The 10878-nt window shown below is 60.3% G+C and carries 11 protein-coding genes; 3 read left to right on the top strand and 8 right to left on the bottom strand.

Translation table 11 applies throughout. The features are described from left to right. Window positions 1-515: 515 nt before the first annotated feature. The 3 genes from L9059_RS13290 to potE form a co-directional block, all read right to left on the bottom strand. On the bottom strand, window positions 516-917 hold the full coding sequence (locus L9059_RS13290; protein WP_428480266.1) for a hypothetical protein: 402 nt from the start codon (window positions 915-917) through the stop codon (window positions 516-518). 185 nt (window positions 918-1102) lie between these two features. Next, window positions 1103-3388 carry an Orn/Lys/Arg family decarboxylase gene (locus L9059_RS13285; RefSeq protein WP_247291474.1) on the bottom strand — a complete coding sequence of 762 codons (2286 nt, stop codon included), beginning with the start codon at window positions 3386-3388 and terminating at the stop codon, window positions 1103-1105. Continuing rightward, on the bottom strand, window positions 3385-4794 hold the full coding sequence (gene potE / locus L9059_RS13280) for a putrescine-ornithine antiporter (protein ID WP_247291473.1): 1410 nt from the start codon (window positions 4792-4794) through the stop codon (window positions 3385-3387). Before potE ends, L9059_RS13285 begins: the two co-directional genes overlap by 4 nt. Before the next feature lie 185 nt (window positions 4795-4979). On the opposite strand from potE, the gene L9059_RS13275 reads away from it, so the two are divergent. Then, entirely contained in the window at window positions 4980-5309 is a 330-nt protein-coding gene (locus tag L9059_RS13275; RefSeq protein WP_247291471.1) for a hypothetical protein, read from the top strand. A gap of 109 nt (window positions 5310-5418) precedes the next feature. Then, window positions 5419-6072, top strand: a complete 654-nt coding sequence (locus tag L9059_RS13270) for a peroxiredoxin (protein WP_247291469.1) — start codon at window positions 5419-5421, stop codon at window positions 6070-6072. 1 nt (window position 6073) lies between these two features. Here the strand turns inward: L9059_RS13270 and L9059_RS13265 are convergent, their stop codons facing one another. Genes L9059_RS13265 through L9059_RS13245 form a run of 5 tightly spaced genes read right to left on the bottom strand, consistent with a single transcriptional unit; the run spans window position 6074 to window position 9524 of the window. Further along, the gene (locus L9059_RS13265; protein WP_247291467.1) at window positions 6074-6595 is read right to left on the bottom strand and encodes a cytochrome c; all 522 of its coding nucleotides are present in this window, start codon (window positions 6593-6595) and stop codon (window positions 6074-6076) included. Between the two features lie 58 nt (window positions 6596-6653). Next, a complete protein-coding gene (locus tag L9059_RS13260; RefSeq protein WP_122838498.1) occupies window positions 6654-7175 on the bottom strand; it encodes a methylamine dehydrogenase light chain in 522 nt (173 codons plus the stop codon). Window positions 7176-7193: 18 nt separating this feature from the next. Further along, entirely contained in the window at window positions 7194-7820 is a 627-nt protein-coding gene (mauD, locus tag L9059_RS13255; RefSeq protein WP_247291465.1) for a methylamine dehydrogenase accessory protein MauD, read from the bottom strand. A 3-nt stretch (window positions 7821-7823) separates the two neighbouring features. Further along, complete coding sequence (locus L9059_RS13250; RefSeq protein WP_247291463.1) at window positions 7824-8363, bottom strand: MauE/DoxX family redox-associated membrane protein; 540 nt, start codon at window positions 8361-8363, stop codon at window positions 7824-7826. Between the two features lie 12 nt (window positions 8364-8375). After that, window positions 8376-9524 (bottom strand): amine dehydrogenase large subunit, encoded by a 1149-nt coding sequence (locus L9059_RS13245; protein ID WP_247291461.1) that lies wholly within the window; start codon window positions 9522-9524, stop codon window positions 8376-8378. A gap of 354 nt (window positions 9525-9878) precedes the next feature. On the opposite strand from L9059_RS13245, the gene feaR reads away from it, so the two are divergent. Then, complete coding sequence (gene feaR / locus L9059_RS13240) at window positions 9879-10799, top strand: transcriptional regulator FeaR (protein ID WP_247291459.1); 921 nt, start codon at window positions 9879-9881, stop codon at window positions 10797-10799. Window positions 10800-10878 lie beyond the last annotated feature (79 nt).

The raw sequence follows: 10878 nt of genomic DNA, 5'->3' as shown, positions 1-10878 counted from the left end.
GCCCGAATACCCGTGGCGAGGGAGCTTGCTCCCGCTGGGCAGCGAAGCGGCCCCCTACATTATCCCAGGCACACAGCGGTCGATGTTTTTACGACTGCTGCGCAGCCGAGCGGGAGCAAGCTCCCTCGCCACAGGTTATGGGTTGGTTTTCGAATTTTGGCAGACAGTCCTCAACCCCATCCCAGCGCGAAATACGCCACCGTACTGAAATAACCCAATAGACCACGCCCGAATACCCGTGGCGAGGGAGCTTGCTCCCGCTGGGCAGCGAAGCGGCCCCCTGCATTATCCCAGGCACACAGCGGTCGATGTTTTTACGACTGCTGCGCAGCCGAGCGGGAGCAAGCTCCCTCGCCACAGGTTATGGGTTGGTTTTCGAATTTTGGCAGACAGTCCTCAACCCCATCCCAGCGCGGAATAAGCCAACGGACTGAAATAACCCAATAGACCACGCCCGAATACCCGTGGCGAGGGAGCTTGCTCCCGCTGGGCAGCGAAGCGGCCCCCCCACATCCTCAGGCATCCCTCAGCAAGTCTTTGGCATTGAGCAGTTCATAAGCCACTTCCGGATGCTTCTCCAACCCGCGCCGAATTGCCGCCGGGATCGATGCGCGGGTCTTGCGGCACAAGCCGGGCAGTTCGGCGATTGAGATGGCGATGCCGCGCATGGTCCGGACTTCGTTGAAGCCTGGCGCAATGTCGACGCAGATGCCCAGTTGTTCGTGCATGCGCCGTTGCAACCGCTCCAGGTCGCCGAGGCTCTGCAGGTTCTCCAGACGCTCGAGCAGACGTTTTTCTTCCGCCCGGGTCAGCAGTAGGATACGCACGTCCGCGCCCGGGGTTTCCAGGAGCGGGTCGCGCCCGCAATCGCAGGCGCCAGGAGGGCAGGGTTGGCGCAACGCAGGCATGTTGGTCATGGTGGTCAATCATAGCAGTCGAGACTACCTCAACCCCACACTGAACCGATGTCACGCACAAATCCCGCGTCCGGAGAAGATTCCCTGTGGGAGTGAGCCTGCTCGCGATGCCGGTAGTGAGGCAACACAATTATCGCCTGACCCACCGCCACCCCGCGCAAACCCGCGCCCCCCAAAGGCTTACCTCACTTCAACACCAGCAACCGCGAAACGCCGTCCTCGGTTTCAATGCCGTGGGTGTCATGGGTGAAGCCCGGGAAGTATCTATCAAAGTTTTCCAGCGCTTTCAGATACGCCAGTAACGGCCCATCCGCAGGTCCTGCGTTCTCGCCCGGCATCAGCAGCGGGATGCCGGGTGGATAGGGTACGATCCCGGTCGCGACAATGCGGCCTGCGGCTTCTTCCAGAGTCACCAGTTCGACCTCGTTCCTCACCAGCTTCTCGTAGGCTTCCACCGGGCTGAACTCGGCTTGGGGCAGCATGCCGAAGGCCTGGGCCATGGTGGAAGTGGTCTTGTTCTTCTTCATGGCGGCGAAGATGTCGTCGGCCAGGTCCTTCAGGCCCATTGCGGCATAGCGCTGCTGGTTCGTGGCCAGCAGGTCCGGCAGGCACAGTTCAAGCTCGACGTTCTCGTCATAGTCACGCTTGAAGTCGAGCAGGGCGTTGACCAGCGTGCCCCATTTGCCTTTGGTGATGCCGATGGAGAACAGAAACAGGATGGTGAAGTCGGTGGTTTTCTCCACCACGATACCCTGGCGACCAAGGTACGCCGTTAGCACGCAGGCGGGAATGCCGAAGTCCAGCAGATTGCCGTCGTCGCCCATGCCCGGGCTCAGCACCGAGACTTTGATCGGGTCGAGCATGCAATAGCCGTCTTCGATGTCACCAAAACCGTGCCACACCTCGTTAGGGTGCAGGACCCAGCAGTTCGGCTCGCTTTTCAACAATTGCGGGTCTACTTCATGGAATGGCACAGCCGCCGCGCCGACTTGCACGGTCGGCGGCTGCCAACAGGTGAAGAACCATTGGTCATTGCTCGCCATTTCATGGTGCATGCGCGAGATGACCTGGCGGAAACTGATCGCCTCTTCGATGGATTCGGTGGTCAGGATCTGCCCGCTGGGCGCCTCCATCATCGCCGAGCTGACGTCGCAGGACGCCATGATCGCGTAGTTGGGCGAGGTCGAGGCGTGCATCATGAACGACTCGTTGAAGCGCCCGTGGGGGATCGGGTTACGACCGTTACGCACGTGGATCATCGACGCCTGGGACAGGGCAGCCAGCAGTTTGTGGGTCGATTGCGTGGCGAACACGGTAGGGCGGGACTCATCGTGATCGTCCGGGCTGCCATGCATGGCGAAGCGCTCGCGGTACAGCGGGTTGAACCGCGCGTAACCGTACCAGGCCTCGTCGAAATGCAGGCGATCGACACTTTCCCCCAGCAACTTCTCAACTCGCGTGACGTTGTAGGTCAGGCCGTCATAGGTTGAGTTGGTGATGATGGCGTGGACCGGCGTCGGATCGATGCCTTCCTTTACCAGCGGGTTGTTGGCAATCGCCGCCTTGACCCCTTCGGCGCTGAGGGTGTGCGGGAGGATCGGGCCAATGATGCCGTAACGGTTGCGTGTCGGAACCAGGTAGGTCGGAATCGCCCCCGATAATGTCATCGCGTGCTCAGCGGACTTGTGGCAATTGCGATCGCACAGGGCGATCTGGTTGCGCGTGACGCTGGCCATCAGGATGACGCGGTTGGACATCGACGAGCCGTTGGTGACGTAATAGGTGCGGTGGGCGCCGAACACCTTGGCGGCATAGCGCTCGCCCTGGCCGATCGGGCCGCTGTGATCGAGCAGCGAGCCCAGCTCGCCGACCGAAATCGACAGGTCGGAGCGCAGCAGATTTTCCCCGAAAAATTCGTAGAACGCGCGCCCCGCAGTGCTTTTCAGGAATGCGGTGCCGCCGGCATGGCCCGGGGTGTGCCACGAATATTCGTAGGAGCGGGAGAACTTCACCAGCGCGCCGAACATCGGCGGCAGCGCGGCCTGACGGTAGCGCTCGATGGCCGCCATGATGCGGCCGCTGAGGAAACGGCTGGTGTCTTCCGGCAGCCAGATGAAGTCGTCGGCATGCTGCATCACCACCAGTGGAATGTTCGAGGCTGTACTGCGGTCGCTGATCAGGAACACCGGCACGCGTGTGTTGCGCTCGCGCAGGGTAGTCAGCAGTTTGATGCATTCCTGATGGCCTTCACTCTCGTCCATCTCCCAGCTTAGCAACACGCACTGGATGGCCGAGTCCGAGCGCAGGATCGACGTTGCGTCACTCAGACTTTCCGACATCAGTACGCTGATGGAGCGTTGTTCCACGTCATGGATCAGTTGGTCCAGGGCGCGACCGAAGACGGTACGTTTGTCCGGGGGAGTGCCCACGACCAGCGCGAGCATGCCCAGCGAGTTTTTATATTCCGTCATGATCTAACCTCCAAAGGTGCAGTATTCAAGTGATTCACCGGCACCGGTTCGCCCTTGATGTGCTGGGCGCTGACTGTCTGCGTCGGTACGCTGTTGTTGTGCGCTTCGAGCGAAATCAAGCGGTTGTTGACGAAGCTGAACAGCGTGTAGCCGAAGATCGTCGCCACGCCGCCGAGCATCAGCGCCTGCTCGCCAGAACTGTACAGCGCCAGATAGCTGTAGATCGTCGCGATCCAGGCAATGATGTTGGTGGCCAGTGCCTTGCCCGACGGTACGTTGGAGACCTTCTGGATCGTCATCAAGGCGGCCATGGACAGGATGTATGGCACCAGGTTGGTGACCACCGCCAGGTTGACCAGAATATCGAATTGCTTGCTCAGGTCCGGGCTGATGGTCAGAAGACCGATCGCCGTCTGCAGGGCCAACAGAATCAGCATGCCCACAATCGGCGTGCCGGTCTTGGTGGCCTTGGCGAAAATCGGCAGAAAGTAACCGGTGTCCGCCGAACTCTTGAACACCTGGGCAATGGTGAACTGCCAGCCCAGCAAGGAGCCGATGCAGGCGAGGATCATGGCCGCCATCACGATGTCGCCGATCAGCGGGGTGAACATCTTGGCGAACACCAGCCCGAAGGGCGCGGTAGAGGAGGCCAGTTCCGGGTTGCCGACGATGCCGGCGATGACGTTGGTCGATACGATGTAGATCACCGCCGCACCGAGGGTGCCGCCAAGTACGGCGATCGGGACGTTCTTCTCCGGGTTTTCCACGGCGTCGGTGTTGGCGCACGCCGATTCCAGGCCCAGGAAAGCCCAGAGTGTGATCGCCACGGAAGCGCCCGCAGCTTCCAGATAGCCCATGTTGTGTGGGTTCCATCCCGCCGCGTATACGCTGCTGTCGAACCAGAACCAGCCGACGGTGGACACCAGTACTACCGGCGCAATCACACCCCAGACGGTAATCGAACCAATCTTGCCGGTGATCCGCGCCCCGCCGAAGTTGGCGAACGTGGTAATCCACAGCAAGGCGATGGTTGCCAGGCCCACTTGTAGCGAATCGAGTTTGACGTCGAACAGCGTCTGTATGTAGCCGACCGCGGTGATACTGATCGCCACGTTGGCAATCAACAGGGAGACACCGTAGGTGTAGTTGGTCATGTAGTTGCCGGCCTTGCCGAAGGTGTATTCAGCGTAGCCGCCCATGCCGCCCGTCTTGCGACTGAGCATCCCGCAGCGTGCAAAGGCATACGCCAGTGCCAGGGAACCGGTGGCCGTGATCAGCCAAGAGAGGATTGAGATTCCGCCGACCTCGGCGAGTTTGGTTGGCAACAACACGATGCCGGAGCCTAACATGTTGACGGCCGTCAACATTGTCAGCTGCCCCACTGTCATTTTTTTTGCGGCTGACATTCCGTTGCCTCACTTTAGATGAACATTGGGATTACTAGCTATAGCTAACAATCAGGATGTAGCAAGAAGTGTCTTTTATATATCAAGAATTGTTCTCACGTAGAGATAAGGCATTTTACTGGCCCCGAACGCTGCGGGTTTTGATCAGAATCAATTTAATTTCAAATTGTTAGGATCTAATCTACATGCGCAGTGTGATGATCGCGTTAATGTCGTGCGCGCTGGCCAGTGTGGCGGCGATGGCCGAAGCCAGGGAATTAAAGACGAATGATCGTTACATGTGCAGCTGGGGCGCGGGGACGGCGGCCAAAGCCCAGGAGTTGAAGTTGGCAGGGGTTTCCCTGTACGCAGCGCGGCAGAAGCTGCAGACCTACAGATTCACCAAGCCGTGGATGCGCATGATGGCCATGGGCATCACCGAGCAGACTTACGACAGCCCGTCCCGGATCAAGCCGGCCGCGATCAGGCAGGGCTTTTATGACGATTGTGTGCGGTACAAGGTGGCGCGCAGGTGAATGTGTTTTTTGCCCCGGCCCCAGCTTGAGACTGTAGGCCTGATTCCTCAGCCGTCTCCTATACTGATCCGTCCAACAGTTTCCCACCTTCAACGCGAGGAGAACGCTCATGACCATACGTATTGGCGACGAAGCACCGGATTTCACCGTCGAGAGCACCGAGGGCACGCTGCACTTCCATGAATGGATCGGCGATCAGTGGGCCATTCTGTTTTCCCACCCCAAGGACTTCACCCCGGTGTGCACGACCGAACTGGGGTACATGGCCGGGCTCAAGCCCGAATTCGACAAGCGCAATACCAAGATCGTCGGGCTCAGCGTCGACCCGGTGGGCAACCATCAAAGCTGGGCCAAGGACATCGAAGAAACCCAGGGCCACGCGGTCAACTACCCCATGATTGGCGACGAGAACCTGGTGGTGGCCAAGCTCTACGACATGATTCATCCCAATGCCAGTGGCGGCGCGCGGACTGCCGTGGACAACGCCACCGTGCGCTCGGTGTTCATCATCGGCCCGGATAAAAAGGTCAAGGCCATGCTGATCTACCCGATGAGCGCCGGGCGTAACTTCGATGAAGTGCTGCGACTGCTTGATGCCATCCAGCTCAATGCCAAACACACCGTGGCCACTCCGGTGAACTGGCGTCCGGGCCAGGACGTGATCATCCCGACCTCGGTATCTGATGAAGACGCGAAGAAGAAGTACCCGGACGGTTTCAAAACGATAAAGCCCTATTTGCGTACAGTGGCGCAACCCAAATAGGTCAGTTGCTCATTCCGTCATTAATCGCGATACCTTGCGCCCGCATCGCCTTGATCAGCTCGGCGCGAGTACCCGGCAGATTAAGCATGGTTGCGGCGCGCAGCTGCGCAACTTCCTCAGCGCTATACGGTTGATAATTGGCCGGCATGCTTTTGCCGGCCATGCCGTCTTCGCGCAGCAGCCAGTTGAGCAGGTCGGCCAATTGTGCGTTGTTCAGCGCCGACTGTGACATGCCCGGCACTCGCACGAGAAACTCGCGACCGCCCGGCACCTTGAGAAAGTTGCCGACGAACCCGGTCATGCGCGGAGTGTCGTTGGCGGGGGAGCCCATGCCGTTGCCCAGGTGGCAGCCGGCGCATTGCAACTGGTAGTTGACGCCGACGCCGTAGCCGGCTTCGGCGATGGGTTTTTGCAGTTCTTCATTGCCCGGCGCATGGCGCTGCGCCGGGTTGGGGATGGCTCGGGCATGAACGAGCGGGGCGGTCATGGCGCAAACGAGACCGAGGATCAGCAACCTGTGCATGAAAAACACCTCTGCGAAAAAGCCGTCGGTTGCGTGGGCAACCAACGGTTTGTGTGCACTAGACAGCGACGCCGCGGATGATCGAAACGGTGCAGTGATAGATGTGCGATTTGGCGGCCAGGCACCAGTTCACGTCGTTGTTGTTGAACGGGCGGTAGGCCGGTTCTTCACTGTCGTTACGGGTGCAGGCGCATTGCGCGCAGCTTTGTTTGCCGCAGCAATCGTTGTACGAAATGATGTAGTCCTTGTTGTCGGCCGGGTTGCGGCAGGTGCCGATCCAGGTAACCTGCGAGGCTTCGGTGCCGGGTGGACAGGAGGTCACCGAGCCGCCGCAGCAGCTGCACAGGAAACCGTCGATGGAGCAATAGCGCCAGTAGTCGCAGCTATTCGGGTCACCAGGGTCACCGGCTTTCGGGTTATCGGCGGCCAGCGCCTTGCTGGTACGATCCAGCGGCAGCAGCAGGGGCAGCGCGGCGCCGGCGACCATCAGCGAGCCCATGCGTGCCAGCAATTTGCGTCGCGAGGTAGTATCGGCGACTCGACGGGATGAACGCTCAAACAACAGATCCAGCAATTTCATAACAGTCTCCCTGCCTAATCAGTGGCTATGGCCGTGGCTGTGGTCATGCGCGAGTGGATGCGGCTGGCTGTTCAGGTATTCCTGCAGCGTTGCGCTTTTCAGGTGCTCGACTTCGAACAGGCTGTCCAGGTGCTCCCGGGAATTGACCAGGCCCTTGGCGCGCAGGGTGCCGGCCTTGTCGATCAGCGCGGCATACGGCAGCTTGCCGATCTGGTAGGTCATGCCCACTTCCGGACCCACCACGTAGGTGACGTCGTCGAGTTTGTGTTCGCGGATCAGCGCTTGCTGGGCGTCCATGTCGCCATCACTGATGAACACCACGTCAAGACGATCCGCCTGTTCTTTGGCAATCGACTTGATTGCCGGCAGCAGCGACTTGCAGATCGGGCAGGTCGGCGAGAGGAAGAACAGCAGCTGGGACTTCTCGCCGGCGTAGCCGAAGTTCACCGGGCGACCTTGGCGGTCGGACGCGGTGACTTGCGGCGCCGGCTCGTTCACGGCCACGCCTTTATCGACCATCAGTGCTCCGGCCGGGGCGATGCGCCCGTGCAGCACTCCAATTTGACGAACCAGCCCCATCACGGCGAATGCCAGGGCCAAAAGCAAAATCCAGAGCAACGCGTTGGAAACGATTAAGCCGTCCATTGATCACCTACCAATCAGTTTGAGCAGAAGAGGGGAGTTCGCCAGCAAGCCATCGGCTGCGGCGTAAATCAGCAGCGCCACGGCGCTGGCGGCGATGGTCACAAAGCCGTCGAATACATGCAGGTCACGGGCTATCGGCACCAGGCTGGCCAGCAGCGCCAGGCCGACCAGCATGCTGTTGCGCAGCAGCAGCACCGGGCGCAATGGTTGCGCCTGGTCCGGCCCGGCACAGCCACAGTCGATGTCACGCCGACCGCGCCACAGGTTGATGCCGATAGCGCTGGCGTACAGCGCGATCAGGCCGGCGGCAGTCATCGCTGCCCAAGAACGGCTGACCGGAACCAGCAAGGCGAACGCAATCGCCAGTTCCAGCAGCGGGATCACCCGGGCTGCGGGGCGCACCAGGGCGTCGGGCAGCAACTGGTAATCCGCCAGCTGTTTGGCAAACCGTGCCGGCGCACGCAACTTATGGGTCGCGGCGCTGGCCAGCAGCACGGCGATGGCCAGGGCGCTGGCGATGATGAAGATCGGATCGATAAACATGGCCGAACCTCGTTAGTAGCTCATGACCTGGGTCGCGGTTTTCGCGACCTTGGCCATGCTGCCGGTGAGCTTGTTGGTCTTGAGGTCGAAAATCTGCAAACCGCCTTCCACGTCGGTGCCGAGCAACAGCGGATTGTCGTCGCCGGTCGCCTGCATGCTCCACACCGGTACCGGTGCTTCCAAGGTCGCGACTTTCTTGTGGGTTTTCAGATCGAAGGCCCAGATCAGCGGACTCGGGTCTTCCCACTTCATCGGTTCATGAGCGTCGTGCATCAGCACATACAAGCGGTTCAACTTTGGCGCCACCGCCATCAGCTGCCAGCCACCGGGCGCCCAGCCGGCCTTCTTCTCCTCGTCGCTGGTGAGCGACCAGGACGGCAGGATTTTTGGCGCATCGGCGGCGAAATCCACTGGGCGCACGGTGCCGGTCGTGGTGGTGAAGTAGTAGGTGTCGCCGACATTCACTGCACGCTCCACCAGCTTCTCCGCGTTGGGGTCGAAGAACGGTGTGCGGCTGCGGGCGGTTTCCAGGCCCTGATCATTCAGGGTAACGACCTGCAGGCTGCCGTCGCCGCACAGCGAGGCGAATCGGCGAGTGCCGACCGGGTAGTTGAGCACGCAACCGGGGATGGCGATCTCCGAGGTGACGGCCTTGGCCTGGGTATCGACCACCGTGACCGAGGTCGACGGAGTGAAGTTGTAGACGTAGACGAAGCGATCGTCGCCACTGGTCTTCAGGCCGTAACGCTGGGTCAGCGACTCGGCGCGCTTGGTCGGAATCAGCAACTCCCAGGCCGGTGACAGGGTCGAACTGTCCCAGGCGGTCAGCACATCAGTGCGGGTGCCTCGAGTGCCTCGGGAATAGAAGATGTCGGCGCTGTAGAGGGTCTTCTGGTCGTGGCTGAGCGTCGAGGGCGCGGCGAAGCCGGTCGGTACCATGCCGAGGATGCGTTTTTTATCGGGGTCGACCACGGTGACGCGGCCCGCCACAAAACTCTCGAATTCGACATCAACGACGAACGTGCGGTGGGCTTCCGGTGGAAAGGCCAGAACAGTCTGGCCGATCGTGTCAGCGGGCAGGTCCGCGCTGGCATTGTTCAAGCCAAGTACTAACAGGCTAAGACTCAGCGCTGACTGTACGGTGATCCTGGTGGTTCGCATTAGGGGCAACTCCCTGAATTATTGTTCACGCGAATCGCGGCAATTCGATTCTGCCTTGCCGGGGAACTCGGAGAATTGCTGTGGCTGCCAAGTGGTTGTGTGTCTGTGCCAGTCATTGGCAAATGCCAGCCGAACACGTAAAAATCCCTCAGCCAGCAGATTTGCGCCGGCCTTTCCGCTTGTCTGGTAGTGGCACTTGAAGCGTAAACAATGCTGGCAAGCCGACACTGGAGCCTGAAGAATGGTGAGCCGGTGGCAGGCAAGGGAAGGGGGCAGCCGGGTGCGAACATTTGCCGAACCGCTCGACGAAGCGGTCGAAAAAAACAATAAAAATACACGTGAGGCTTTGCAGTGATGATGACTACTTCGACGGTTCGCAATGAGGCGTTCGAACAATGGTTGAGCCAGGTCAACCAGGCCTGTGGGCGATTTGATGCCCGGGCGCTGGACCGCGATTTTTATGGCGAGTTGGCGGAGTTTCGCAGCGGCGCCATCAACCTGAGTGTCGCCGACATGGCGCACGTGCACCTGTATCGCACCAGCAAGGATGTCAGCGTCAGCAGTGACGGGCATTACTACGCGGTGTTCCAGATGCGCGGCAGATCGCAGCTGGAGCAGGGCGACAATCGTGCGTTACTGGGTACAGGGGACATCGCTTTGATCGACGCCAGCCGCCCGAGCGACATGACCTACCATCAAGACTCCCGGCAACTGTCATTGATCCTGCCGCGCCAGGTGGTGGAGCGGGGTTCGCATTTCACGGGTCTCAACTGCGCCACACGCATTGCCGCCGGCACGCCCCTGGCGGCAATGGCCAACAGGCTGGTGCTGGAAACCCGCCAGCAGGATGGCCTGGATATGCAGGAAAGCGAAGCGGTGCTCGACGCGCTGGCCAGCCTGTTGTTGCCAGGAATTAGCGCCCGCGACAGTGCTGGCGATACCCACGAGCGGCAGTTTCGCAAGATCATCGCCTACATCGACGAACACATCAGTACCGAAGAGCTGTGCCCGGAGTCGATTGCGCAAGACGTGGGGATTTCCGTGCGCGGCTTGTACCGGATGTTCTCCAAACGCGGGTTGGTGGTGGCGCAATACATCAAGCACCGGCGTCTGGATTTCTGTGCGCAAAACTTGCGCGACTGCCATGGCGAACAGAAACTCTCGGCGCTGTGCTACGCCTGGGGGTTCTCGGATTCGAGTTACTTTTCTTCGGCGTTCAAAGCCCGTTTCGGCGTATCGCCGGGGGCATATCGCAAGCGGTATAGCCAGGCCTGATTGCGCGATACCGTTCATCGCGGGCAAGCCTTGCTTCCACAGTTTGTTGGCGACTCAAGCTTTAGGAACGACACCAATC

The sequence above is a fragment of the Pseudomonas violetae genome (assembly GCF_023072615.1).
Lineage (GTDB): Bacteria > Pseudomonadota > Gammaproteobacteria > Pseudomonadales > Pseudomonadaceae > Aquipseudomonas > Aquipseudomonas violetae.
The sequence above is the reverse complement of the archived record's forward strand: the minus strand, read 5'-3'. Positions and strand labels throughout refer to the sequence as shown.

What these genes read in the sequence shown, in the direction of transcription:
- L9059_RS13245 (WP_247291461.1), bottom strand. Translation starts at nt 9,524, where the DNA reads ATGCGAACCACCAGGATCACCGTACAGTCAGCGCTGAGTCTTAGCCTG.
- L9059_RS13275 (WP_247291471.1), top strand. Translation starts at nt 4,980, where the DNA reads ATGCGCAGTGTGATGATCGCGTTAATGTCGTGCGCGCTGGCCAGTGTG.
- L9059_RS13290 (WP_428480266.1), bottom strand. Translation starts at nt 917, where the DNA reads ATGACCAACATGCCTGCGTTGCGCCAACCCTGCCCTCCTGGCGCCTGC.
- L9059_RS13285 (WP_247291474.1), bottom strand. Translation starts at nt 3,388, where the DNA reads ATGACGGAATATAAAAACTCGCTGGGCATGCTCGCGCTGGTCGTGGGC.
- L9059_RS13265 (WP_247291467.1), bottom strand. Translation starts at nt 6,595, where the DNA reads ATGCACAGGTTGCTGATCCTCGGTCTCGTTTGCGCCATGACCGCCCCG.
- potE (WP_247291473.1), bottom strand. Translation starts at nt 4,794, where the DNA reads ATGTCAGCCGCAAAAAAAATGACAGTGGGGCAGCTGACAATGTTGACG.
- feaR (WP_247291459.1), top strand. Translation starts at nt 9,879, where the DNA reads ATGATGACTACTTCGACGGTTCGCAATGAGGCGTTCGAACAATGGTTG.
- L9059_RS13250 (WP_247291463.1), bottom strand. Translation starts at nt 8,363, where the DNA reads ATGTTTATCGATCCGATCTTCATCATCGCCAGCGCCCTGGCCATCGCC.
- L9059_RS13270 (WP_247291469.1), top strand. Translation starts at nt 5,419, where the DNA reads ATGACCATACGTATTGGCGACGAAGCACCGGATTTCACCGTCGAGAGC.
- mauD (WP_247291465.1), bottom strand. Translation starts at nt 7,820, where the DNA reads ATGGACGGCTTAATCGTTTCCAACGCGTTGCTCTGGATTTTGCTTTTG.
- L9059_RS13260 (WP_122838498.1), bottom strand. Translation starts at nt 7,175, where the DNA reads ATGAAATTGCTGGATCTGTTGTTTGAGCGTTCATCCCGTCGAGTCGCC.